This window comes from Poseidonibacter lekithochrous (assembly GCF_018861145.1).
Taxonomy (GTDB): domain Bacteria; phylum Campylobacterota; class Campylobacteria; order Campylobacterales; family Arcobacteraceae; genus Poseidonibacter; species Poseidonibacter lekithochrous_A.
Window position 1 is genome coordinate 146,738 of the sequence record NZ_JAHKQT010000004.1, and the last position, 26,872, is coordinate 173,609.

25 protein-coding genes are annotated in these 26,872 nt (G+C 26.3%); 19 read left to right on the forward strand and 6 right to left on the reverse strand.

What is annotated here, in order from left to right; all coding sequences use genetic code 11:
- Positions 1–2 precede the first annotated feature (2 nt).
- Genes coaD through KO488_RS02630 form a run of 6 tightly spaced genes read left to right on the forward strand, consistent with a single transcriptional unit; the run spans position 3 to position 5,575 of the window.
- A complete protein-coding gene (gene coaD / locus KO488_RS02605) occupies positions 3–494 on the forward strand; it encodes a pantetheine-phosphate adenylyltransferase (protein WP_216057229.1) in 492 nt (163 codons plus the stop codon).
- A complete protein-coding gene (gene tmk, locus KO488_RS02610) occupies positions 485–1,051 on the forward strand; it encodes a dTMP kinase (RefSeq protein WP_216057230.1) in 567 nt (188 codons plus the stop codon). The genes coaD and tmk overlap by 10 nt, the downstream gene beginning before the upstream one ends.
- Complete coding sequence (gene hisS, locus KO488_RS02615) at positions 1,044–2,279, forward strand: histidine--tRNA ligase (RefSeq protein ID WP_216057231.1); 1,236 nt, start codon at positions 1,044–1,046, stop codon at positions 2,277–2,279. The genes tmk and hisS overlap by 8 nt, the downstream gene beginning before the upstream one ends.
- Complete coding sequence (gene speA / locus KO488_RS02620; RefSeq protein WP_216057319.1) at positions 2,279–4,087, forward strand: biosynthetic arginine decarboxylase; 1,809 nt, start codon at positions 2,279–2,281, stop codon at positions 4,085–4,087. Before hisS ends, speA begins: the two co-directional genes overlap by 1 nt.
- Positions 4,080–4,838: a serine O-acetyltransferase gene (gene cysE, locus KO488_RS02625; protein WP_216057232.1), complete on the forward strand. Its 759-nt coding sequence runs from the start codon at positions 4,080–4,082 to the stop codon at positions 4,836–4,838. The genes speA and cysE overlap by 8 nt, the downstream gene beginning before the upstream one ends.
- Before the next feature lie 5 nt (positions 4,839–4,843).
- Positions 4,844–5,575, forward strand: coding sequence for a sulfite exporter TauE/SafE family protein (locus KO488_RS02630; RefSeq protein ID WP_216057233.1), 732 nt, complete (start codon positions 4,844–4,846; stop codon positions 5,573–5,575).
- Positions 5,576–5,698: 123 nt separating this feature from the next.
- On the opposite strand, the gene KO488_RS02635 is transcribed toward KO488_RS02630, so the two are convergent.
- On the reverse strand, positions 5,699–8,143 hold the full coding sequence (locus tag KO488_RS02635; protein WP_216057234.1) for an aconitase family protein: 2,445 nt from the start codon (positions 8,141–8,143) through the stop codon (positions 5,699–5,701).
- 191 nt (positions 8,144–8,334) lie between these two features.
- Here KO488_RS02635 and uvrA point away from each other — a divergent pair, with 191 nt between their 5' ends.
- From uvrA to KO488_RS02650, 3 genes are read left to right on the forward strand one after another with little or no spacing between them, the layout of a single operon-like run.
- Positions 8,335–11,145, forward strand: a complete 2,811-nt coding sequence (uvrA, locus tag KO488_RS02640; RefSeq protein ID WP_216057235.1) for an excinuclease ABC subunit UvrA — start codon at positions 8,335–8,337, stop codon at positions 11,143–11,145.
- The gene (locus KO488_RS02645) at positions 11,146–11,490 is read left to right on the forward strand and encodes a DUF309 domain-containing protein (protein WP_216057236.1); all 345 of its coding nucleotides are present in this window, start codon (positions 11,146–11,148) and stop codon (positions 11,488–11,490) included.
- Positions 11,491–11,540: 50 nt separating this feature from the next.
- Complete coding sequence (locus tag KO488_RS02650; RefSeq protein WP_216057237.1) at positions 11,541–12,917, forward strand: diguanylate cyclase; 1,377 nt, start codon at positions 11,541–11,543, stop codon at positions 12,915–12,917.
- Positions 12,918–12,922: 5 nt separating this feature from the next.
- Here the strand turns inward: KO488_RS02650 and KO488_RS02655 are convergent, their stop codons facing one another.
- Positions 12,923–13,267: a hypothetical protein gene (locus KO488_RS02655; protein WP_216057238.1), complete on the reverse strand. Its 345-nt coding sequence runs from the start codon at positions 13,265–13,267 to the stop codon at positions 12,923–12,925.
- A gap of 185 nt (positions 13,268–13,452) precedes the next feature.
- Here KO488_RS02655 and KO488_RS02660 point away from each other — a divergent pair, with 185 nt between their 5' ends.
- The 8 genes from KO488_RS02660 (at position 13,453) to KO488_RS02695 (ending at position 20,099) form a co-directional block, all read left to right on the forward strand.
- On the forward strand, positions 13,453–14,499 hold the full coding sequence (locus tag KO488_RS02660; RefSeq protein WP_216057239.1) for a CNNM domain-containing protein: 1,047 nt from the start codon (positions 13,453–13,455) through the stop codon (positions 14,497–14,499).
- Complete coding sequence (locus KO488_RS02665) at positions 14,496–15,248, forward strand: carbonic anhydrase (RefSeq protein ID WP_216057240.1); 753 nt, start codon at positions 14,496–14,498, stop codon at positions 15,246–15,248. Before KO488_RS02660 ends, KO488_RS02665 begins: the two co-directional genes overlap by 4 nt.
- A gap of 126 nt (positions 15,249–15,374) precedes the next feature.
- Positions 15,375–15,791 carry a LysM peptidoglycan-binding domain-containing protein gene (locus tag KO488_RS02670; protein ID WP_216057241.1) on the forward strand — a complete coding sequence of 139 codons (417 nt, stop codon included), beginning with the start codon at positions 15,375–15,377 and terminating at the stop codon, positions 15,789–15,791.
- An 11-nt stretch (positions 15,792–15,802) separates the two neighbouring features.
- Complete coding sequence (locus tag KO488_RS02675; RefSeq protein ID WP_216057242.1) at positions 15,803–16,333, forward strand: DUF937 domain-containing protein; 531 nt, start codon at positions 15,803–15,805, stop codon at positions 16,331–16,333.
- A gap of 69 nt (positions 16,334–16,402) precedes the next feature.
- Positions 16,403–16,729 carry a YegP family protein gene (locus KO488_RS02680; RefSeq protein WP_216057243.1) on the forward strand — a complete coding sequence of 109 codons (327 nt, stop codon included), beginning with the start codon at positions 16,403–16,405 and terminating at the stop codon, positions 16,727–16,729.
- Between the two features lie 111 nt (positions 16,730–16,840).
- Entirely contained in the window at positions 16,841–19,222 is a 2,382-nt protein-coding gene (locus tag KO488_RS02685) for an ATP-binding protein (RefSeq protein ID WP_216057244.1), read from the forward strand.
- Positions 19,207–19,728, forward strand: a complete 522-nt coding sequence (locus tag KO488_RS02690) for a HugZ family protein (RefSeq protein WP_216057245.1) — start codon at positions 19,207–19,209, stop codon at positions 19,726–19,728. The genes KO488_RS02685 and KO488_RS02690 overlap by 16 nt, the downstream gene beginning before the upstream one ends.
- 23 nt (positions 19,729–19,751) lie before the next feature.
- Entirely contained in the window at positions 19,752–20,099 is a 348-nt protein-coding gene (locus KO488_RS02695; RefSeq protein ID WP_216057246.1) for a hypothetical protein, read from the forward strand.
- A gap of 9 nt (positions 20,100–20,108) precedes the next feature.
- Here the strand turns inward: KO488_RS02695 and KO488_RS02700 are convergent, their stop codons facing one another.
- From KO488_RS02700 to KO488_RS02710, 3 genes are all read right to left on the reverse strand, one after another.
- Positions 20,109–21,209 carry an AI-2E family transporter gene (locus KO488_RS02700; protein WP_228318978.1) on the reverse strand — a complete coding sequence of 367 codons (1,101 nt, stop codon included), beginning with the start codon at positions 21,207–21,209 and terminating at the stop codon, positions 20,109–20,111.
- Between the two features lie 44 nt (positions 21,210–21,253).
- On the reverse strand, positions 21,254–21,904 hold the full coding sequence (locus tag KO488_RS02705; protein ID WP_216057247.1) for a hypothetical protein: 651 nt from the start codon (positions 21,902–21,904) through the stop codon (positions 21,254–21,256).
- A 116-nt stretch (positions 21,905–22,020) separates the two neighbouring features.
- Positions 22,021–22,611: a hypothetical protein gene (locus KO488_RS02710; RefSeq protein WP_216057248.1), complete on the reverse strand. Its 591-nt coding sequence runs from the start codon at positions 22,609–22,611 to the stop codon at positions 22,021–22,023.
- Positions 22,612–22,719: 108 nt separating this feature from the next.
- On the opposite strand from KO488_RS02710, the gene KO488_RS02715 reads away from it, so the two are divergent.
- On the forward strand, positions 22,720–23,379 hold the full coding sequence (locus KO488_RS02715; RefSeq protein WP_216057249.1) for a tRNA-uridine aminocarboxypropyltransferase: 660 nt from the start codon (positions 22,720–22,722) through the stop codon (positions 23,377–23,379).
- Between the two features lie 2 nt (positions 23,380–23,381).
- On the opposite strand, the gene KO488_RS02720 is transcribed toward KO488_RS02715, so the two are convergent.
- Positions 23,382–24,647: a hypothetical protein gene (locus KO488_RS02720; protein WP_216057250.1), complete on the reverse strand. Its 1,266-nt coding sequence runs from the start codon at positions 24,645–24,647 to the stop codon at positions 23,382–23,384.
- 283 nt (positions 24,648–24,930) lie between these two features.
- Between KO488_RS02720 and KO488_RS02725 the strand changes: the two genes are divergently transcribed.
- Entirely contained in the window at positions 24,931–26,856 is a 1,926-nt protein-coding gene (locus tag KO488_RS02725; protein WP_216057251.1) for a L,D-transpeptidase family protein, read from the forward strand.
- The last annotated feature ends 16 nt before the right edge of the window (positions 26,857–26,872 follow it).

The window sequence follows — 26,872 nt, forward strand, 5'->3', positions numbered from 1 at the left end:
AAATGCCTAAAGAATTAAATACAAGAGAGTCAAATAGAAAAGCTATATATAGCGGTACTTTTGACCCAATTACAAATGGTCATTTAGATATTATAAGTCGTGCTGCGAATATATTTGATGAAGTAATAATTGCAGTTGCTAAAAGTGAAAGAAAAAAGCCTATGTTTTCTCAAGAAGAGAGAGTAAAGTTTTCAATAGCAGCAACACAACATTTACCAAATGTAAGGGTTGAAGGATTTGATACACTATTAGTTGACCTTGCAACACAATTAAATGTAAATACTATTATTAGGGGTCTTCGAGCTGTTTCTGACTTTGAATTTGAATTACAAATGGGTTATGCTAATGCATCAATTAATAATAAAATTGAAACACTTTACTTGATGCCTACATTAGAAAATGCTTTTGTCTCTTCAACAATAGTCCGAGAAATCATAAGATTTGAAGGGAAATTCCAGCATCTAGTTCCTAAAGAAGTTTTGAAATGTATGTAGTTGTTGAAGGAATTGATACAGCTGGAAAATCAACACAATTAGATTTATTACAAAAAAAATACGAAAATGCTGTTTTTACAAAAGAGCCTGGGGGAACTGATATTGGTCGTAAATTACGAACTATGGCATTAAATGGTGAAGCTAAATCGCCAATTGCCGAAATGTTTCTATTTTTAGCAGATCGTGCAGAACATATTGAAGAAGTAATTCTTACTAATAAACAAAACATAATAATTTCAGATAGATCAATGATTTCAGGAATTGCTTATGCTTCTACATTTCCATTAGAAAAAATGATTGAACTTAATTTATTAGCTACAAATAATGTATTACCAAGTCATGTAATTTTATTAGAACTATCTGCTTCAGAGCTTGAATATAGGCTTTCTCAAAAAGAAAATGATGCAATTGAATTACGAGGAATTGAGTATTTAATAAATATTCAAAATAGAATGAAAGAAACAATAATTAAGCTTGGATTAAATCATTTGTTTATTGATGCAAGTTTAAAAATAGAAGAAATAGAAAAACAAATAGAGGATTTTTTAAATGAGTAAAGTTGAAAAAAAAGCGATAATACAGAGTCTTAGAGGTATGAAAGATATTGTAAATGATGAAAGTGCATTATTTACATATTTTGTAGATAATGCATCTTCAATTGCTAAAAGATATGGATTTTCATATATGGAAACACCGATTTTAGAAGAGACCGCTTTATTTAAAAGATCAGTAGGTGAGAGTTCAGATATTGTAAATAAAGAGATGTATAACTTTACAGATAAAGGTGAACATGAAGTTTGCTTAAGACCAGAAGGAACAGCTGGTGTTGTTAGACATTTTGTACAAAAGAAACTAGATCGTGCGGGTGGAACACAAAGATGGTATTATTATGGGCCTATGTTCAGATATGAAAGACCACAAAAAGGAAGATTAAGAGAATTTCATCAATTTGGTTGTGAAGTATTTGGAGTAGCTTCTGTAATTGAAGATGCGAATATAATCATGATGATAAAAGAGATTTTAGACTTCTTTGAAATTGGGTTTAAACTACAGTTAAATTCGCTTGGAGATGAAAATTGTATGCCTCAATATAAAGAAAATCTTGTAAAACATTTATCTTCTTTTAGAGAAAAATTGTGTGCAGACTGTCAGGTAAGAATTGATAAAAATCCGATTAGAGTTCTAGATTGTAAAAATGAAAACTGTCAATTACAGTTATCCAATGCACCCAAAATCACTGATAACCTATGTAATGCATGTAATACTGACTTTGAAAAACTAAAAGAAATTCTAGACTTTAATGGTGTTGAATATGAAATTGATACAAATTTAGTTCGTGGTTTAGACTATTATTCAAAAACAGCATTTGAGTTTGTTTCAGATGAGATTGGTGCTCAAAGTGCAATTGCTGGAGGGGGAAGATACGATAAGTTAGTAGAATACCTAGGTGGTCGTCCAACTCCTGGTATTGGCTTTGCTATTGGTATTGAAAGATTACTTGAACTTATTAAAATGAAAGAATCAAAAGAAGATATTGTTTATATTGGTGCTTTAGATGAAACTTCCATTAATACAGTATTAAAAACTGCAAATATTAAAAGAAAAACAACAAAAACACTTGTAGAGTACACACCAAGAGCTTTTGGAAAACACTTTAAACTTGCAGAAAAAGTAAATGCTAATATTCTTGCATTAATTGGAGAAAAAGAGCTAAATGAAGGAACTATCTATATTAAAAATTTAGATACTAAAGAGGAAAAAACTATAAAGATAGAGGACTTTTAATTTTGAATGATTATGGAATTGATATATGGAGTGATGATAACTTTATAGTAGAAAATGGATATGCAAAAGTAAACCATAAGAGTAAGCCATCTTTAATCTCTATTGTAAAAGAAGTTCGAGAGCAAGACTTTAAAGGACCCTTACTTTTAAGATTTCCTCATATAACAAAAAAACAAATAAATACACTTTATGATACATTTAACACAAGTATTGATGAGTATAAATACCAAGGAACATTTAATGCTGTCTTTCCTTTAAAGGTAAATCAACTACCAACTTTTATTCATCCACTTATACAAAGTGGTAAAGAGTTTAATTATGGTTTAGAAGCAGGAAGTAAAGCAGAACTTGTTATTGCAATGACATATAATAATCTTAATTCCCCTATAACAGTTAACGGGTTTAAAGACAAAGAAATGATTCATTTAGCTTTTATTGCAAGAAGTAAAGGCCATAATATAACACTTATAATTGAAGGCATCAACGAATTGGAAACAATTATAGGTATTCAAAAGGAAACAAGTCTTCCCTGTCCAAATATCGGATTAAGAGTTAGACTTCATAGTGGAGGAAGTGGTATTTGGGCAAAAAGTGGTGGAATTAATTCTAAGTTTGGATTAACATCAACAGAAATACTTCAAGCTTATGAAATGATAAAAGCAAATGAAATGATAGAGTATCTTACTATGATTCATTTTCATATTGGTTCTGCTATGAATTCAATAAAACCTTTAAAAAAAGCATTAAAAGAGTCTGGACATATTTATGCTGAACTTAAGAACTTGGGAGCTATTAATTTAAATGCAATTAATATTGGTGGTGGATTAGCTGTTGAATATAGTGCATATGAAAGAAATAGATTTTATTCATTAAGAGAATTTGCAAGTGATGTAATATTTACATTAAAAGATATTGCTAAACAAAAAGGTGTTGAAGAGCCTAATATTTTCACAGAATCTGGACGATTTATTTCAGCTGCATCAACAGTATTAGTAACACCTGTTTTAGAACTTTTTTCATCTGAATATGATTTATGCAACTTAAAATTAAAAGAAATAAACCCTCCTTTAATTGAAGAATTAAATTTACTTTTTAAAGATATGATTAAAAAGACATCTTATGAATATATGCATGATGCAATTGATTATATGGAGTCCTTATTGACACTGTTTGATTTAGGATATATTGACTTACAAGATAGATCTAATGCTGAAATATTAACTCATCAAATTATAAAGAAAGCAATTTCTCAGCTTGAAGTTGAAGATTATGAAGAGTTAAAAAGATTAGATGAAAATATACAAGAAAAATATTTATTAAATTTCTCTATGTTTCAGTCTCTTCCTGATTATTGGGGGATAGACCAAGAATTTCCAATCATGCCTTTAACACATCTTGATAAAAAACCAACAAGATCTGCTTCATTATGGGATATTACATGTGATAGTGATGGAGAGTTACCTTTTGATTCAAAAAAAGCTTTATATTTACATGATATTGATTTAAATAAAGAAGAGTATTTTTTAGGCTTCTTTAATGTTGGAGCATATCAAGATACTTTAGGGATGAAACATAATCTATTTTCACATCCAACGGAAGTAAATGTAGTATTTAAAGAAGGAAAAGTAGCTCTTGAAAAAATTATTGAATCTCAAACTATTATAGATATTCTTGAAGATATTGATTATGACACTTCTGATATTAAGAATAAACTTAAAGAAAATTTGGATATAAACACTTATAAAATATTAGAAAAATATTTAAATGAAAACAATTATTTAAAAACAATTTGGAGCTATAATGACTAAAGAAAATGAGGAAGAAGAAAAAAAAGAAAATAGTATTTCTTTTTGGGCTCAAATAAAAGAGGACTTTGTTGTTCCTAAACTAAATGACCCAGCACTTGATTCTAGTGTAGAACTGTTTTTTAATTACCCAGGTGTTTGGGCTATTATTAACCATAGGATTACAAATAAATTATATATAAATGGTTGGAGAAGAACAGCAAGAGTATTAGGAGGAATATCCTCTTTATTCACAAAGACAGATATTCACCCAGCTGCAACGATAGGTAGACGAGTATTTATTGATCATGCAATTGGTGTTGTAATTGGTGCAACTACTATTATTGAAGATGATGTACTAATATATCAAGGTGTAACTCTTGGTGGTGTTAGTTTAGATAAGGGTAAAAGACATCCAACTGTAAAATCAAATGCTGTTATTGGAAGTGGTGCGAAAGTACTTGGAAATATTACAATTGGAAAAAATTCTAAAGTTGGAGCTAATTCAGTTGTAGTTTGCGATGTTCCAAAAAACTCTACAGCTGTTGGGGTTCCTGCAAAAATTCTTAAAAGAGATAATAAAGACTGTAAATTTACACATGATGATTTACCAGATATCAATAAAGAAATGTTTAAATATTTAATTGAAAGAATTCACGTTTTAGAAACTGCTGTTAAAGAAGAAGATGGAATTGATGTAAGTAAAAAAGATAAAAAACTTGAAGATGATTATAATAAGTTCATTAATGCAATGAACTCAATAAAAAAGAAATAATGTAAATGTATGATTTAGCTGCTTTTGGAATTATAACTGGTTTTATATCAGGCTTTTTTGGAGTTGGTGGAGGTATGATTTTAGTACCAATGCTTTTACTCTCTGGCTTTGTAATGAAAGAAGCAGTTGCTATTTCTATTATGCAAATGGTATTTTCATCAATATATGGTTCATTTCTAAACTCAAAAAAAGCTACTAATGTTATAAAAGACGGAATTATGCTTGGTATTGGTGGTTTTGTAGGAGGTCTACAAAGTGGATATATTGTAACAAATGTATCTAATGAATTCTTACAATATCTATTTATATTAATTTTATTTTATTCAATTATAAAAATATTTATAACACCTGCGGAACATGATTGTGATCAAAGATCAAAAAATAAACTTACTTTATTTATTATAGGTTTTTTTACAGGACTTATAGCTATGAGTATTGGAGTTGGTGGTTCAGTAATATTAATACCTATTTTAATAGGATTTTTAAAGTATGACTTAAAAGCAGCCACTGCTCTTAGTCTATTTTTTGTAATTTTTTCATCAATTGCAGGATTTACTTCTTTATCCTTAAGTGGTCATATGCTTTATACAGAAGGTACTATTATTGGCGTTTTTTCTTTAATTGGTGTTTATTTTGGAATTATTGTTAAACATAAAGTTCATTCGAACTCTTATAAAAAATATATATTAGTTTTAAATGCTATTATTTTAGTAACTATGATTTATAAAACATTTTAATTAATTTTGTAACCATTTTGTAATTAAAACTTCTTATACTTTCATTACAGACATTAATTTAAATAAAAAAGATTACGCGAACAATCTTTTTTATCTTCTTTTTAAATACAACTGCAATTGTATTTAATTTAAATTATCTTTTAGTAAATACTCTAAAAGTCCACCGTTTTTATAATACTCTATTTCTATATTTGTGTCTAATCTAGATTGTAGGGTAAGTACCCTACTTTGATTGTTTTTAAAAATTTCTATATCTATTTTATCATTTATTTTTAATCTATTAGTTTTTATATTTATAAGCTCGTCACCTTTTAATTTTAAAGATTCAATATCATCATCAATAAATTCTAAAGGTAAAATTCCAACTCTTAAAAGATCTTTTTTATACTCTTTAGAAAAAGATTTAGCAATAATTACTTCAATACCTAAAAGTTTTAATCCTTTTACCGCCCAATCATTAATCTCACCTATTCCAAATCTACTTCCAGCAAAAATCACTAAAGGAGTTTTATTCTCTTTTATCTTTAATGAAAAGTCATATATTGACATAATTTCACTACTTTGGAAATCCTTTGTATATCCACCCTCTTTTGGACTTACTATCTTATTTTTTAGTTTATTATTTGATAAGATTGATTTTATAATTACAAATGAACTAGCATATCTATTTTCAAAAGTATCAAACTCATCAGGTCTTAAACCTTTTGATTGAAGAAATAAAGCAGTTGGAGAGTAAGAAGGTATTTTACCTTTTGGTGAGATATCTTCACTTGTAATATTATCACCTAAAAGTGCTAATATTCTTGCATTTTTAATATCAATATCATCTCTATTCTTTTTATTAAAAATATCTGTTTTACAAATATATGTAGAGGTTTCATCCCAAGTGTAGTTTTCATCTTTTTCATATGCTAAATCTTGCCAATAACTATTTCCTACAAAAATATTTTTATATAAATCTTTATAAACTGAATAATCAAGCTTTTCTAAGTATTCATTTACTTCAATCATACTTGGCCAAATATCACTTAAGTAAATATCTTGAATAATACTCTCTTTTGTAATATCAAAATCTAAATTACCTTTTAAACAATAAGCAATTAATAATGCAGGTGAAAATATCCACTTAGATTTTGTAAATCTATTTTTTTTGATTTTCTCAATATCATTTGAATAAGAAATACATGATACATTTAGATTAAATTTCTCAATATCTAAAGAAACACTTTCACTTAAAGACATATCTTTTTTTTCTCTTAAAATAAAACCTAATTGTTCTAAATACTTATATAAATCTAGTTTTTCTAAAAACTGCTTTTGTACTTGCGAATCAAAAGTTATAAACCTAGAAATATTTTTATTTATACTAATTCCTAAATCACATGCATTTTTTGCAACTAAGGAAGCTTGTATTAGTAAAGAAGGATTTGTTGTATTTGAACAAATTTCAATAAAAGCTAAAACAATATCATTATCTTTAACAAAATTTCCTTTTTTAAAAGTTTTTAATTTACTAGTAATTTCTTTTACTAAGAAATCTTCTTCAAGTGTTTTTAAAGCGATTCCCATAGGCTTAACTTTTGATAAGTCTAACTCTAAATTTTCTTCATATTGAGCATGATCATCTAATAAATATAATGCTTGTTTTTCATAATAGTTTTTTATAAGTGAAGCATCAACACCTCTTGTTTGTTCAATAAAGAAGATTGTATTAGCATCAATGGGAAAATATCCACAAACTCCCTTATACTGTGAAACAAGTTTTGATAATATTGTTCTATCTTCTAATGATATATTTTTTAAACCTTCTCCATAAAATTCAATAATCTTTCCGTTTATAGTATTCTCTTTAAATATGTTTTTTAAACTTAAATGAACATCATTAAAGCTTGTACCTTGTCCTAGCGAGCCTTTAACTTTTATACCAATAACTTTAGGAAGATCAAAAGTAATCGAAGAATTTAACATAACAGATTGTATTTCAAGTCTTCCAACGTTTAAAGAAAGAACACCTAAAGAATTAAGCATTGAACTATGTAAATCTGTGCCAATTATTGCTTCTGGAAGAACTACAACCTTATCATTTTTCATTTTCATTGAAAGCATAGTTGATAGGTATTCTAAATTTACTTGATTTAAGAGATTACTATTTGGAGGAATTATAGATATATTTTCAAAAGTATTTCCTACATATTTTAAAAAAGTATATCTTTCTTTATTTTTTTGTTCATTTTCATCAATATTATCAACTACAATATCAACCATCATTTTAGGATTTACATTTTTACTTGCAGAAATAAAATCAACTAAAGTAGGGACGGCATTGAATTCATTCATAATGATTCTATTTGCAAAAAACTTTATTTGCTTTAAATGATTTCTATTAACAAAAATGTTTATAATCTCTTCAACATCATTTTCATCAGCATTTCTAATATTTGTTTCTAATAATATCTTTAGTGAATATGGAAGTTTTTTTAGTTTCGAAGAATATTCAAAAACTTTTTTTAAGTCACAATAATAATATTTTTTTTCATTAAATTCAAAACTATTTAAAAATCTATTCAAAGCTCTTTACTCCGTTATTTTTATTAATTAAAAAGTATCTAAATTTCCTTTAATAATTAATTATAAATAATTAAAATTCTTCGATTAAAACTTAAGTTTATAATTTATATAAAAGCATAAGAGATTTAATCCATAATTATCTAAGAGTATAATATAATATTAGCTTCAAAAATTTAAAGGCTAATATAATTATGACTGATACTATAAAGATTTTTAACGCTAAAGAGAACAACTTAAAAAATATTAATTTAGAAATACCAAAAAATAAACTAATCGTATTTACAGGACTATCAGGTTCTGGGAAATCTACTCTTGCATTTGATACACTTTATGCAGAAGGACAAAGAAGATATATTGAATCTTTATCTGCTTATGCTAGACAATTCTTAGATAAAGTAGGAAAACCTGATGTTGAAAGAATTGAAGGATTAACACCTGCAATTGCAATTGACCAAAAAACAACTTCAAAAAATCCACGTTCAACTGTTGGAACAATTACTGAAGTTTATGACTACTTAAGACTTTTATATGCAAGAATTGGAAAACAACACTGTCACAAATGTGGTAAGCCAATTTCTCAAATGAGTGCATCTGATGTAATTTCACAAGTTTTAACACTTCCAGAAAACTCAAAAATTGTAATCCTTGCCCCACTAATTAATAGAAAAAAAGGTACTTTTGCTGATTTACTTGAATCTTTAAGAGGTAAAGGTTATGTAAGAGCTATGATTGATGGAGTTATGATAAGACTTGATGAAGAAATAGAACTTGGTAAATCAAAAATGCATACAATAAAAGTAGTAATTGATAGAGTTGTAGTAAAAGAAGAAAATAAAGAAAGAATTGCACAAGATGTTGAAAAAGGTTTAAAAGAGAGTTTTGGGGAACTTGAGATTGAAGTATTAAATCACGAAGACGTCGGAGTTGAAAAGCATATTCATTATTCTGAGCATATGGCATGTTTTGATTGTAAAATCTCATTTGAACCTTTAGAACCTTTATCTTTTTCTTTTAACTCACCAAAAGGTGCTTGTAGTTCTTGTGATGGTTTAGGTATTAGATATGCGCTTGATATGAAAAAAGTGATAAACGAAGAACTTCCAATTGAAGAAGGTGCTGTAAGAGTAATCTATGGTTTTAACAAAGGATTTTATTTTAAAATGCTTACTGCTTTTTGTGAAGCAGCTAATATTGATATGACCATTCCATTTAAAGAGTTAGAAGAATACCAAAGAAAAGCAATTTTACATGGTGGTATTGAAGAAGCAAAATTTGTATGGAAAAAACATACTCTTAAGAGAAAATGGGAAGGTGTTGTAAAAATTGCTTATGACATGGTAAAAGATGAAAAAGAGATGGCTGAATACATGACTGAAAAAGCCTGTGATGATTGTAATGGAAATAGATTAAAACCTTCATCTCAAAATGTTTATGTTGCAGGTAAAACAATAGGAGATATTTTAAATATTCCAATTGAAGATTCTCATAAATTTTTTCAAGATGATGAAAACTTTAAATATTTATCAGAGCAAAGTAAATTAATTGCAAAACCTATATTAAAAGAAGTTCAAGAAAGAGTCTATTTTTTATATGATGTAGGACTTGGATATATTACATTAGGTCGAGATGCGAGAACAATTTCTGGAGGTGAGGCTCAAAGAATTAGAGTTGCCTCACAAATTGGTTCTGGACTTACTGGTGTTATGTATGTTTTAGATGAACCTTCAATTGGCTTACATGAAAGAGATACTAACAAGCTTATTAAAACACTTCGTGCCTTACAAGAAAAAGGAAATACTGTAATTGTAGTTGAGCACGATAAAGAAACTATTGAAGCCGCTGATTATATTGTAGATATTGGTCCCTTTGCAGGAAAATTTGGTGGAGAGATTGTATTTGATGGAACATTAAAACAAATGTTAAAAGCTAAAACTTTAACTGCAAAATACCTAACTGGTGAAAAACAAATTTCTTATATTCACAATAGACCTCAAGAAGATTTTATAAAAATCAAAAATGTAACTATTAATAATATAAAAGATTTAAGTCTTCAAATACCTCTTAAAAATTTATGTGCAATAACCGGTGTTTCAGGAAGTGGTAAATCATCACTTATTTTACAAACACTATTACCTGTTGCAAAAGAGTTGTTAAACCATGCAAGAAAAGTTAAAAAAGTTGATGGTGTTGAAATAGAAGGTTTAGAAAAATTAGATAAAGTAATTTATCTTGATCAAAGTCCAATAGGAAGAACTCCACGTTCAAACCCAGCAACATACACAGGTTTAATGGATGAATTAAGGCTATTATTCTCTAAAACAAAAGAAGCAGAAATTAGAGGTTATAAAATTGGACGTTTTTCTTTTAATGTAAAAGGTGGAAGATGTGAAAAATGTCAAGGTGAAGGTGAAATTAAAATAGAAATGCACTTCTTGCCAGATATTATGGTTAAATGTGATGATTGTCTAGGTCAAAGATATAATGCACAAACTTTAGAAATTTTATACAAAGGGAAAAGTATCTCTGATGTTTTAAATATGAGTGTAGATGAAGCTGTTGAATTCTTTGTAAAAATTCCAAAGATTCATGCAAAACTTCAAACATTAAGTGATGTTGGTCTTGGATATATTACTTTAGGACAAAATGCTGTTACTCTTTCAGGTGGTGAAGCACAAAGAATCAAACTAAGTAAAGAATTAAGTAAAAAAGATACAGGAAACACTTTATATATTTTAGATGAACCAACAACTGGACTTCATTTTGCTGATGTTGATAGACTTACAAAAGTATTACACCATCTTGTTGATTTAGGGAATTCTGTTATTGTTATTGAACATAATTTAGATGTTGTTAAAAACTCTGACTGGGTAATAGATATGGGTCCAGAAGGTGGAAATAAAGGTGGTTTATTAGTTGATGAAGGAACACCTGAACAAGTTGCTGCAAATCATAAAAAATCTGGTTCACATACTGGATATTATTTAGCAAAAGAAATAAAATAAATGTATGATAAAACAAAATTTACACAATTACTTGCTATTGATAGGTTTATTTATGCAGTTGAGAATAATTTTTTTGTTGAAGCACATGAATTATTAGAAGATGACTGGAATATGTATAAGAAACTTGGAGAAAAAGATAAAGCCCTAGTTTTAAAAGGTTTAATAAATGGTGCAACTGCATTAGCATTATATTTTGAGAAGAATAGACCTTCTGGATATCAAAAAGTCTGGCCCGTTTTTAATAAATATATGCCATTATTAGATAAAGTTTCATTGGAAAATAAAAATAGATTTTATGATGCAAAAAAATTATTAATTATGAAAAATGCTTCAGTTAAAATCTAAATTTATTTTAAATATGCTATAATCAAAGATTAACTCAAAGGTTCAATTATATGAATAGAATAAAGATTTTATTATTATTTTTAATATTATCAAACTCATTACTAGCAGATGAAACAATAGATTATGTAAAGCTTACACCTAAAGAAGAAGCTTTTTTACGAAATACAAAAGTAAAAGTTATCACATCAAATACATGGGCACCAATTAATATGTATAATGATAAAGATCAACTAGCTGGAATTGCTATTGATTTTTGGAATATAATAAAAGAACGCGCTAATATTAATTCTGAAATTATTACAGCAAGAAATTGGAATCATGTATTAGCTTCTATAAAAAACAAAGAAGCTGATATTACAATTGGTACATCTTATGATAGAAATAAATTAGAATATGCTAATTTTACTAGTGCATATATCTCTTTTCCTATTGCATTTGCAACACTATATGATAAAAGATTTATTCCTAATGCTTCTTTTTTAGAAGGTAAAAGAGTTGCTGTTGGAGAAAATTACAGTTCTCACAACATATTAAAAGAACATTTTCCAAAAATAGATTTTGTGTTAGTTAAAAATACTAAAGAAGCATTAGAACTTTTAAGTGCTGGAAAAGTTGAAGCAGCTGTAGATATTCTACCAACAATTGCACATTTAATTTCAGTAAATGGTTACTATAATCTTAAAATTTCAGGAACTAGTGAACATAAAGTACAAGTATCATTTATGATTAGAAAAGATTACAAAGAGTTACAATCCATTATGAATAAGCATATTGCTATGTTAAGCCCTGAAGATAAAAATAACATTATTAGAGAATGGCTTATTGTAAAGTTTGATAAGACTTTTGTAGGATATGAATATTTAATTCAAATATTAGTTTTAGTTTTACTTGCAATTTTATTTTATTCATTTAAACAAAAAGATTTAAGAAAATATAATAAAAAGCTAAAAAAACTTTCAATTACTGATTCATTAACAGATCTTCACAATAGAAGAAGGTTAGATGAGCTTTTAAATGATTCAAAAAACCAAAAGTATTCATTAATTCTTTTAGATATTGATCACTTTAAAGAAGTAAATGATATTCATGGACATTTAGAAGGAGATAAAGTTTTAATTGAACTTTCAAAACTATTAAAAAATAGTCTTAATAAAAATGATGAAATTGGTAGATGGGGTGGAGAAGAATTCTTAATCATTTGTAAAAATACTACGGAGAAAGATGCTTATTTAATTGCTTTAAGACTTAAAAAACTTATTGAAGGATATGATTTTAAAATAAGAAAAATCACAGCCTCATTTGGAGTTTCTGAAGCACAAAAAAATTTAACCTTAAAAGAAATTTTAGCAAATACAGATAATGCACTATATAAAGCAAAACAACAAGGTAGAAATCAAGTTGTTTTAGCTTCTAGTTTAAAAACTTAATTGGATTAATTTAATCCCATTAAGTAAGTTTTTAATCGCATCATATCTTCAGTAGGATATTGATTCTCACTATTTCCTCTAACTGCTTTTACAAAAAAATCTTTTGAAGAATCATTAAAACCAAAATTTGTATTTGTTAAAACTATTTCATGATGTTCTTTTGTCGCTTCACTTGTTGTTTTCTCTACATTTGAAAGTGAACTAGTATTTAAAAAAACTTCTTTTTCTACTTCTTCTAATTTAGATTGTTGGTCAAGTTTAGAACTCGTATTAATTGATTGAATTTGTTGTGCTTGTAAAAGTTTATTGTCACTAAACTGATCAATATTAGATATTAATCCATACTCCATAATAAGCTCCTATCTTTAAAAGAATTTAACTCTTAATATAATTATACATCATTTTCAAATATTTTGTCAAAAAAAATATTTATTAAGCTTATTTTGATATTATTAGCTATTAATTTTCGGATAACAAAGGAGTTTTTATTGGAAGATAGTTCCCAGAGGTGTGATTTTATCATAAGTGAGAAAAAATGGATATTTTAATCTTTCTATTTGTTGCTGTTGTAGGAGTGTCTTTTTTATGTTCTATTTTAGAATCAATTCTACTTTCTACAAATCCAGCATATGTTTCTGTTCTTGAAAAAAAGAATAAGGTTGCAGGACAATTACTAAAAAAACTAAAAACTGACATAGATGTTTCAATTGCTTCAATTCTTATACTAAACACCATTGCAAATACTTTAGGTGCAACTGCAATTGGAGTTCAAGCACAAAATGTTTTTGAAGGTGATAAAACACTTGTAATGGTTGTTTCAATTGTTTTAACATTTATGATTTTATTTTTTGCAGAAATAATACCTAAAACAATTGGAGCAGTTTATTGGAAACAATTAGCACCATATGCAGCAAGAATTATTAATATATTTATATTTATTACATATCCAATTATTTTAATTACACAATTTGTAACAAAAAAAATTGGTTCAAACATCACAGATACAATATCAAGAGAAGAGTTAATTCACTCTACATTGTTAAGTGAAGAAGAAGGTATAATTGGTGATTTAGAATCTGATATTATTGAAAATACACTTACTTTAAATAATATGAAAGTAAGAGAAATTTTAACACCTAGATCTGTAATGTATGCAATAGATAAAAATACACCAATTAAGGATATTATTGAAGATAAAAGAACTTTTAAATTTTCGAGAGTTCCTGTTTATGCAGATACTATTGATAATATCATTGGTATTGTATTAACAAAGAAATTGTTTAAACAAGCTCTTATAGACAAAGATGTTTTGGTTGAATCTATAATGAAACCAGTTATTCCAATTAATGAGAATATACCAGTATCAAAAGCTTTAAACATGTTCATTCATAAAAAAGAACATATGTTTGTTGTTTACGACTCATATGATCAAACGGAAGGAATTGTTACTCTAGAAGACTGTATTGAGACATTATTAGGTTTAGAAATTATGGATGAATCAGATACAACTGCAGATATGAGAATCCTTGCTTTAAATAAAATGAAAGCAAAAAGAAAAGAAAAAGAAAAGGAACATAAATGAGCTTAAAGAACACTATAATTAGTATTTTTATTGTAGTTATAATTGCCCTTATGGTAAGTGGTGATAAACATGAAGAAAAAGGTGCACATTGGGAATATGCTGAAGATTTAGGACCAAAAGAATGGGCAAATCTTGATGAAAAATATAGAATGTGTGAAGATGGATTAAACCAATCACCAATCAATATTACTAATGCCATAGATGCACAATTAAATCCATTATCATTTGAAGGTACTGCAAAAGCTACATCATTCGCTAATAATGGGCATTCTGTACAGGTAAACTTTACTAGTGCAAACTCTTTAACTATAGATAATCAAAAATACTATTTAAAACAAATTCATTTTCATACACCTAGTGAAAATCAAATTAATGGAGTTTCATATCCAATGGAAGCACACTTAGTTCATGCAAATAGTGCGGGAAATTTGGCTGTTGTTGGTGTTATGTTTGAATTAGGTGAAGACAATATTGTTTTAAATAAATTATTAAGAAACATGCCAGAAAATGTAGGTGACAATAATAAACTTAAATCTGAAGTTTTAGGATATGATATTTTACCATCAAATCAAGACTACTATAGATTCAATGGTTCATTAACAACTCCTCCATGTTCAGAAGGTGTTAAATGGTTTGTATTAAAAACACCAGTATCAATTTCAAAAAGTCAATTAGCTGATTTTGATGCTGCGATGCCTACTAATAATAGACCTATCCAAAATATTAATTCTAGAATTATTCTAGACTAATCACTTCTAATATATACAGATTAATTTCTGTATATATTATCTTTATAAAACACTTAATACACAATTATCATACTATTATTATGTTATAATATTTTTAATTATAAATTTAAAAATTAGGAGAATATAATGAGTTTACTTTCTTTCGCACTAGATGCTGGGAAAAAATTACTAGGTCTTGGTAATGATGAAGAGAATATCAAAAAAGAGATAGAAGAAAATAGTTCAACAATGCCAATTGAAGGTCTTGATGTAAAAATTGATGGTGATACAATTGTATTATCAGGAGATGCAGATGCTAATACAAAAGCAAAAGCTGCTTTAATTGCTGGAAATATTAAAGGAATAAAAGAAGTTACATTTGAAGGTGCAAATCCTGAAGATCAATATTATGAAATTAAATCAGGTGATAATTTATCAAAAGTTTCTAAAAAATTCTATGGTAGTTCAAATCATTATAATGCAATATTTGAAGCAAATAGAGAAGTTATTAAAGATATGAATTTAATATATCCTGGTCAAATGATCAGAATACCAAAAATATAAAAAGGTATCTTATGAATATTTTAGAAACAATTTTAAAAAATGGTTTAGATGAAAATATATTAGGTACTATTTCTGCAAAGACTGGAATTGATACAAATTCAATTCAAGATATAGTATCTCAAGTAGCTCCACAATTAGTTGATGGTGCAAAGCAAAATTTAGCTAGTGAAAATGATTCTGGAAATTTAATTGATATGATTTCTAAAACAGATTTAGATTCATTAAAAAACAACCCTGAAGCAATTGATAATTCAGATAACTCAAACATGTTAGGTGAATTATTCTCATCATTAAATACAAATGAAAGTGATGTTGCAAATGAATTAAGTGCAAAAAGTGGAATAGATTCTTCATCAATAGCATCTTTACTACCTATGTTAGCACCTCTTGTAATGGGTGCGTTAAATCAAAAAACAAATTTAGGTGCTACAGATACATCTAATACAAATGATATTACATCAATGTTAACAAACTTTATTGATCAAGATAATGATGGTTCTGTTGTTGATGATTTAATGGGAATGGCTAAGAAGTTCTTTTAAATAAGAAATTTTTAAATTATTTTTAACTAGAATAAATATATACAATATAAAAAAACTAAGGAATATAATATGACTATTAACTTAAGAAAAAGTGATGCAAAAGAACCATTCTCATTTATTTTTGTAAATGCAGAAGGTAAAACAATTGTTAAGAGTGAAAACTACGCTCAAAAACCAAGTGCTAAAAATGGTATTGAATCTGTTAGAAAAAACTGTCAAGATGATGCTAGATATGAATTTAAAGAATCTACAAATGGAAAATTTTTCTTTAATATTAAAGCAACAAATGGTCAAATTGTAGGAACTAGTGCTTTATTTGTAAATGAGCAAGAAAGAACAGCAGCAATTGCTGAGCTTAAAGCAGATGCTGCTGATGCGGAAGTTACTGAAGCATAAAAGAATTCTAAATTAACTGTATAATAAAAGTGGATGTCTAGACTTTAGGCATTCACTTTTTTTTTGCTATAATATCAAAAAATTACACTAAAAACTTATAAAAGGTCTATTATGAATAGCACTATTGATTATGAAAAACTAAAACTTTTTTATATTGGAAAAGAAAAAATTGATGAGCAAACAACTGTTCCTTTAATTTATAAAAATAAAGATTTAAGAACACATGCTGCAATTATTGGAATGACAGGAAGTGGTAAAACTGGTCTTGGAATTTCATTATTAGAAGAAGCTGCTATTGATAATATACCTTCAATTATTATAGATCCCAAAGGTGATATGGGAAATTTACTTTTAACCTTTCCTAACTTACAAGCAAAGGATTTTAAGCCATGGATTGAAGAACAAGATGCAATTAATAATGGTATTAGCCTTGATGAACAAGCAGAAAAAACTGCTAGACTTTGGGAAAATGGAATAAAAGGAGACTTTCAAAATAAAGAAAGAATTCAAAAGTTAAAAGATTCTGCTGATTTTACTATTTATACACCTGGAAGTACTGCTGGCGTTCCTATTTCTATTTTATCTTCATTTAAAGCGCCAGGAAAAGAAGTATTAGAAGATCATGATATTTTAAGTTCACTTATTACTTCAACTGTTTCTTCTTTATTATCACTTGTTGATATTAAAAATGATGCATCATCAAAAGAGAGTATTTTATTATCTTCCATTTTTATGAATGCATATTCTCAAAGTAAAGACTTAACACTAGAAGAGTTAATTTCTTTGATTGTAACACCTCCTTTTTCAAAAGTTGGAATTTTTGATTTAGAAACATTTTTTGCACAAGATGATAGATTAAAATTAGCATTAAAACTAAATACAATTATTGCAAACCCTTCTTTTAAAAATTGGATAGAAGGAGAAGCTTTAAATATTTCAAATTTATTATATGATGAAAATGGAAAAGCAAAAGTTTCAATCTTTTCAATTGCACACTTAAATGATTCTCAAAGAATGTTTTTTGTATCACTGCTATTAAATCAAATGGTTTCATGGATGAGAAGACAAGAAGGAACATCTTCTCTTAAAGCCCTACTTTATATGGATGAAATATTTGGATATTTTCCACCATCAAAAAATCCACCATCTAAACAACCAATGCTTACACTTTTAAAACAAGCTAGGTCATTTGGTGTAGGAGTTATTCTTTCAACACAAAACCCTGTTGATATTGATTATAAAGGTTTATCAAATATTGGAACATGGTTCATTGGACGACTTCAAACAAAACAAGATATAGAAAAAGTAATTGATGGATTAAGTGGAGCTAGTGATGGAGTAATTGATAAAAAAGAGTTAGAAAGAACTATTTTAAATCTTGAAAAAAGAACATTTATTATGAAAAATATAAATGAGGAAAATATAAAGATATTTAAAACTAGATGGGTTTTATCTTATTTAAAAGGTCCAATTTCTAAAGATGATATTAAAAAATTAATGAAAGATAAAATTGAAAAACTAAAAACAGCTAAAAAAAAGAAAACAATAGCTGTAAAAGAAAGTAAACATACAAAAACTAATACATCATCAAAAGATTTTACAAAGCCAATTTTACCAAAAATTATAGAAGAAAAATATTTATTTAATTCACAAAGTAATGAGTATTCACTTCAACCTTATTTACTATGTTCATGTAGTATTAACTTTGTAAATACAAGTAAAAATATAGATAAAAATGAAGAATTAAGTTATAAAATATATTTAGATGAAAGAATAAGTGAAATATCTTTTGAAGAAATAGAAGATACGAAAGGTTTGGTTTTTGATACAAAAAGTAGAATCAATTGTACATATTATGAAGTTCCAAGCTTTTTACAAAATGAAAGAGAAATCAAAAAAGTACAAAAAGATTTCTCTGACTATGTTTATAGAAATAATAAACTTATTTTATTTAAAAATACAACACTAAAACTTACTTCAAAACAAGATGAATCTATAAAAGATTTTAAATTAAGAGTGCAAGATAGATTAAATGAAAAAATGGATGAAGAAGTGGAGAAACTTCAAACAAAATTTGAAAAAGCAGAAAACTCTTTAGAGAAAAAACTTGAGAAACTATTAGTAAAACTTGAGAAAGAGAAGAATCAAGCAAGTGCAAAAACAACAAACACACTTATTTCAATTGGAACATCTATTCTTGGTGCGTTCTTTGGAAAATCAATATTAAGTAAAACAAATATTGGAAAAGTAGCAAGTAGTGCAAGAGGGGCTTCAAGTATTTTAAAAGAGAGAGCTGATATTAAATTTGTTGAAGAAGATATTGAAGTTTTATCAAATGAAATGGAAGAGTTAAAAGAAAAATTAGAAGTTCAAATAGCAGAAATAAATGAAGAGTATTCAATAAATAATTTTGAAATTGAAGAATTTAGTTTAAATCTAAGACGAAAAGATATATATAATACAAAAATAGAGATTTTATGGGAAGAAATATAATGGCAAAAAACTTAAACGAATTTTTAGAAAATATACAAAGTCTAACAATAAGCTCACTAGATGAGAAAGGTAATCCTTTTTCATCTTATGCTCCTTTTGTTAAATATAATCATAAATACTACACATACCTTTCACTAATGGCAAAACACTCTACAAACTTAAGAGAAAATAGTACTTCATCTATTTTCTTCTGTGAAGATGAAAAAGATTGTTCTAATATCTTTGCTAAAAAAAGAGTATCAATTCAATGTGAAACATTAATGTTAGAACAAGATACAAAAAAAGAAGAAGAAATTTTAAATGAATTTCAAGCCAAGTTTGGTGATGATATGGTAAATATGTTGAAAAATATGGGTGATTTCTATCTTTTTGAATTTACACCATTTTATGGTGAAGCAGTTTTTGGATTTGGAAAAGCTTATAATCTTGGTGGAGAAAACTTTGAAGAGTTTGTAACCAGAGTTAGTTCAACTTCTTCAGGCCATGGGCATGGAAGCAAAAAGTAAAAGTACTTAATCCTAGGCAAGAAATGAAAATATCTTATCATAGAAGAAAAAAAATAAAAACAAGAAGAATAGCTCTAAAAGAGTTAATTCAAAATGGAATAGAAGACCCAAAAGAATTAGCTCTTCTTCTAAAAGTTACACCTCCTACAATAAAAAAAGATATTCAAGCACTAAAAACAATGACTAAAGAAGATCTAACTTTTAAAACAAAAGCTACGTCTGAAGATATTTTAGAAAAAAAAGATTTGATTTTAAAAATGCTTGATGATGAAAACTATTATAATGAAACTGGAGAGATAAAGATAAAAGAGATATGCTTAGAGCTTAAAACTAGTAGATCAACTGTTTTAAGCGTCTTAAATGGAGAATAAACTATGGTTTTAGGTATTTGAATATATTTTTCCATCTCCTGAGATTAAAATAGCCATTCCTTTTGTATTTTCAAATTGAGAAAGTATAATTAAAAGAATCATCATCAGGGGAACTGATAAAAACATTCCTACAGTCCCCCACATAGCTCCCCACATTACAAGTGATAAAATTACAACAAATTGAGATATATTTAATTTATTTCCCATTAGTTTTGGATAAATTACATTTCCAATAATAAACTGTATAGCTGTTAAAGATATAAGAAAAAATATAACTTCAGAAAGTTCTGCAAATTGAATAAGTGCAAACATAGTAGGAATTATAACTGCAATTATACTTCCAATTGAAGGAATAAAGTTTAAAATAAAAGCTAAAAATCCCCAAAGAACTGCACCTTGTAAAGAAAAAAATTCACAAATTAAATATGTTAAAAAACCTGTACTTAAACTAATGATGGTAGTAATTGAGATATACATTCTAATAGTCTTTGAAACACTAGATAAAACTTCCTTAGCTTTTGCCCTATTCTCATAATTAGGAAAAAGTGCATTTATTTTTGCATTAAAAAACCTTTGATCTAAAAGTAAAAATAAAACATATAATAAAATTTGCATAATATTACTAACAATTGAACTAAACGCTGCAATTACTTTATTTATTAAAGAGGCAATACTAAACTGCTCAAATAACTTCTCAAATTTATCTGATAAATCAAAACCAGTTGACACTGAGAGTTTTTCAATTATTGCATAGAATTTATCATCTAGTTGGGCAATAGTAGAACTTAATTCAACCATGCTAGTAGCAATAAAACTTCCAATTTGGAGCATAGAAACTACTATTATTATCAAAGATAAGGGTATGGAGATAAATTCACCAAAATTTGAAGTCATAAAAGGAAGTCGTTTTATTTGATTTGCAAGTGCATTAATTAAAAACCAAATTAGAATTGCAATTGCAATGGGTGTTAAAATATTACTTAAACTTGAAAAAGCAAAAACAATTAATGAAAGAAAAGCAAAGAAATAAAATGCTGATGCAAAATTTGTATTATATATCTTTGAAGAAGGATTATTTTTAGTTACTATATTTTTGTTTAAATGGTCCAAATTCTACCTTTTTAATTTATTGTATATAATAACTAATAGTTTATTTAAACTTCTTTCTCTAAAGCTTTTTCTGAATCAGTTTTTAATAATTCTGCAATTTTAGCATCAATTACTTCTAAACTTTTTTCTTGTGTTTTAACAGAAATATCAGGAAGTTCTCCACCGAAGAGTTTTTTAGCTTCTTCAAAACCTTGAACTAAACCTTTTCTGCTTTCTTGAAGTGCTTCTAAATTATCTCCAGTCATATTTAAGACAAAAGAAGTAACTCTTGCAGATGTTTCATCTATTCCAAAAAAACCACCTTTAGAAACTAAAGCTTTTGCTTCACCTTGTGTAAGTTCACTTAAAGCTTTACCTTCATATCCAATTGATTCTAAAGATAATCCACTTTCAGTCGTTTTTCCATTAAAAAAATTTATATAATCATCGTTTCCATTAACTAAGTTTGTTAAAATTTGCTGTGCATTTGTATTACCCTGGATAGATTCTGCACTTTTAACTTTTAGATAATTCATAATACTATGCGTTGAAATTGAAACATTAACGGCTGCATGATGAAGTTTAGTATCATTTTTATTCTCAACTATATCGGTATATCCTTCTTTAGAACTAGCTATTTGCTCAGAAGCTTTCGCCATATTTTCATTGAATGCATTCAAATATTGATTAGTTTGACTCGGATTTATAGTATTCATTATTTATCCTTTATAATCATTATTATACTTATACAATTCTTAATTTTATCTTAAAAATAATATATGAGATTATATACATATATTTGCTCTTTATTAAAGGATAAAATACAATATAATTATAGTTTTTTATATTTATCAAGAAGTATATTAATTTCACTTCTCATCGTATTGTAATAACCTTTTGAACTTGTGTATATAAAAAATACTGATTGAACCATAAAAAAGTAATATGTATTTGTATAACCTATATATACAAAAATAATATCAGCTACAAAAAAACAAATAAAAGCGTAAGATCGAATTATATGATTTGGACTTGAAAGTAAAAAACTTCCAACTATGGCAATTAAAGAAGCTATTAAATCTATAATTAAAATATTAAAATCAATATTTTCAATTTTTGGTAAAATTGTGGAAATTAAAATTAGACTATAAATAATAAGAATTATACTGATAATAGAGACATCTCTTCTTTTGTTTTTTGTTAGTTTATAAATTCCTAAAATTGCAGTTATAAAAAATAAAATCATTTGTATTATTACAGGAACTTTCCCATTTAAAACAAAAAAAGTTAATAATGCAAGATTAGAAATAAAAAAACTAATAAATCCAAAATATAAAGGTCTTGTATTTTCTTTAGAACTTAAAGACATTAAATATGCACCTGCTATAGAAAAAATTGCACCAGTTGCTTCTAGAATTATCATTGGTTCTCACTTTTTTAAATTTATGCAATTATATTCATATAATCCAAAATACTTATAAATATAATAAATATTTGACTATAATTTCATAAATTAATTAGAAAGTTCAATTTGCAAGATTTTAAAAATAGAGAAAAATGTTATAAATGTTATAGACCCAAAAGTTCGTGTATGTGCGAACATATAATAAAACCTTTAAAAACAAATACAAAATTTGTAATTCTTATGCATCCAAAAGAGTTTAAAAAAACAAAAAATGGAACAGGACATTTAACAAATAATTCAATAGAAAATTGTGAACTTCATGTAGGAATTGACTTTACAAATAATGAGAGAATAAATACACTAATAAATAGTAATGAATATGAACCTTTTGTTTTATACCCTAGTAAAAATTCTATTAAACTAAATGATGAAAAAATAGGTTCAAAAAAAAATGCATTGATTTTTATAATCGATTCTACTTGGCCTTGTTCTAAAAAAATGCTAAGACTTAGCAAAAACCTTGCCTCTTTAAAGAAAGTTAGCTTTACTCACGACAAATCTTCAATTTTTACTATTAAAACTCAACCAAATGAACACTGTTTATCAACTATTGAATCAACTCTTTGTGTATTGGAACAATTAAATAAACATGATATTGAAAATATTAAAAACATATATCTTGAAGAGTTCTTGAACCCTTTTAAAAAGATGGTTGCCTTTCAAATTTCTTGCACAGATGAAGATAAAAAATATATAAGATTTAAAACAAATTCTTCTTATAAATAAATTTAATCCATATAATTATAAGTAAGAATAGCTTTTCTTTCAAGTTTATTAAATAACCAAATTTTTTGCACAAACTTATCTATTAAAACAATAACAATATCATCTCCATGTGGAACAAGATAAAGTTGAGGAAGAGGAGAAGTCTTTTTATAATGATAGTTAAATCCTAGTAACTTATCATCTAAATTATATTCTGTGTTAAAATTACCTTTTTGATCAAAAACAAAAATTCCATTTTTTTTCCAATTTGAAGATAAAAAAGTATTACTTAAATTATCATAAGATAGAGAATTAATAGAAAAGTCATCAATATATTTTCTAATTGATTTCCAAGATTCATCTAAAGCATCAAAAATATAAAATTCTCCATTTCTATTTGCAATATAAACCATATCAGATAAGTTATCATAGGCAATTCCTTTGGGTTTAGTAATTCTTCCAAGAATAGGCATAAGTTTTATCACTTCTTTTTTTGTTGCTGTATTTATTATTTTTAAGCCATTTTTTATTATTTCATAAATTTTTGTTTTATCAGGTGAACTTGTTACATTATTTTTAATTTCAGTTAATATATTTTTATTATTCATAGGTCCTTGTAAAGTAAAGGGGATAAAATCATAATTATTTGAGATTAAATTAAATGTGAAATTAACCTTTGGTTCTTTTGAATTTAAATAATTTAATGAAAATTTTGAATTAGAATCAATATTATCTATTTGTATTTTAGAATCTATTATTTCACTACCATAAAAATAATCGATATTATCTTTTTGACTTATTTTTCCTATATATTTTAGTAATTCTACAAATTCAATATTTTCTACATTTAAATCTAATTTTAATTCTTTTTTATATTTATAAATTACTTCCTTTGAAACTACTGTATTTTGATTATTATAAACGATAAGCTTTATATTTGTAGTATCACTAGGAATTATGTTCCATTTAGTTTGATCCTTTGAACTTAATATTAAAATAACATCTTTATGAGGTCTATTAATATTAATAGTTACTACTTTTTCATCTTTTTCATCACTTATAGTTTCATTTCCACTTATAACAAAAACTTCATTATCTTTTTTTAAAGAAAATTCAATAATATCATCTTTATCTTCTACATTTTTTGCAGAATAAATTATATTTTTCTCATTTTGAGAAAGATTAATTAGTCCATTAATAGCTATAGTTTTTTCTAAATTCAAATTTATATAATAAAAAGTGAACAGCACCAAAACAAATAAACTAATACATCCAAAAAATAACTTCATATAACTCCTAATTTTTTATTATTTTATATTATAACTTCTTTTTATAAAATTATTATTACTAAAAAGTATTTTTTGTATTTTTATTAATAATTGTAATAAATTTATAATATTTTTTTATAAAAATACTCATTTACTCTCAAAAAATAAAAAATATTATTAGCAATAAGATAAGATATCTAATTATTTATATTTTTACTAAAATATATCATAATCATTAAAGCTATTTTAGTTGTTTTTTCACTATAATAGGCAAAAATTATAAATTTATTTGGAGATAAACCCTATGTACAATTCTAAGTTTGTATTTACTACTTTATTTCTTTGTACTTCACTATTTGCTGCAACAGATATTAAACCATCTCAAATAGAAAAAGTAGTACAAATTGAGAAATATAAAAAAGTAGAAAATATATTACCAAGTGAAGAAGAAGTCTTCGTCAGTAATAGTACTAAAACTGTGAAAGAACTACTGTCTTATAAAAAAATACCCAACTCATTCTTATCTAAAACATCAATTAGAAATTACTATAAAAATTTTGATAATCAATTAATCTGGAGTGATATAAATGGCATAAAAGATATTTCACTTTCTTTACTAGAAACAATTAAAAAAGACCCTGTATTAAAGCCAAATGTAAAAAAAGCATTTAATCTTGACAGAATATTAAAAGAACTGAAAAGTCTAGAAAAAACTAATGATTCATACATGGAAAGTATGGCAAAAATAGATTTTATGCTAACTAGTATTTATGATAAATACATGAGCTATTTATCAAAGGGATATATTAATTGGAAAGGTTTTAAAAGAGAACTTAGAAAATTAGACCAAAAAGAAGAAATTCTTGCTGATTGGGAAAAGTTTAATGTAAATAAAAATTCTGCAAAACTTTTAAAAACAGCAATACTAGAGAATGATCTATCAGTTGCTTTTAATGAAGTAAATTATACTTATCCCAAAGCAAAAGAGTTAGCTAATACTATATTAGAGTTTGAAAAGTTAGCAAGTGAAGGTGGATATATAAAACTTCCAAAATTTAAAGTACTTAAAGTTGGAGATAGTTCAAGTATTGTTAAAATTTTAAGAGAAAGATTATTACAAAGTAAAGATTTAAAAGTAAATACATGTGATATGCAAACTACTATTACACCGGATACAATTTCACAAGTTAAAAGAGATGTACAATTAGATGAAGGAATTATCCCTTATCAAATGGAAACTTCTTTAGTTGATAATTGTGAAATATATGATGAAGACTTAAAAGAAGCTGTTATCTCATTTCAAAAAAGTCATGGACTACTAGCTGATGGAATTATTGGTTCTACAACTAGAAAATATTTAAATATCTCAGTTGAAAGTAAAATTCTTAAAATGAGACTTAATTTAGAAAGAATGAGATGGCTACCAAGAGCATTGGGTGAGAAATATTTATTAGTTAATATCCCTGATTTTAGGCTAAAAATGTATGAAAACAATGAAGTAAAATTAGATATGAAAACTGTAGTTGGAACTAGAAAAAATCCTACTCCAATTTTTTCAAATAAAATGTCTTATATTGTTTTAAATCCATATTGGAGAATACCTCCTAGAATTGTAAAAAGAGAGATAATTCCTAAACTAATAAAAAATCCTTCTTACTTACATGGTAAAGATATTAAACTATTTGAAAGCTGGGACCATACTTCAACTGAATTTGATTTAGATTCAATTGATTGGAGTCTATATGATGAAAATAGAGTTGCTACTACAAACCTAACAACTACAATGATTGATGGAGAAGAAGTACAAATTGAAGAAGTTATTGAACCACAAAAAGGTCCTACAATGAGATTTATACAAATGCCAAGTGATAGAAACCCATTAGGAAGAATGAAATTTATGTTCCCTAATAAATATGCCGTCTATTTACATGATACTCCTGCAAAAAGATATTTTAACTATACAAAAAGAGCTCTTTCTCATGGTTGTATAAGACTGGAAAGCCCAAAAGAGTTATTAAAAGTAATTGCTTCTGAAGATAATAATTTTGACTTTACAAAAGCTTCTAGTATTTTAGAAGATGTTGAGAAAACACAAATTGGACTAAAGAAAAAAATACCTGTACATATGGTATATTTAACATCTTGGGTTGATGAAAATAACAATATACAATTTAGAGATGATATTTACAGATATGACAGAATTCAAAAAAGGTTAATGTATAAATTGTAAAGTGGGCATAAAATAA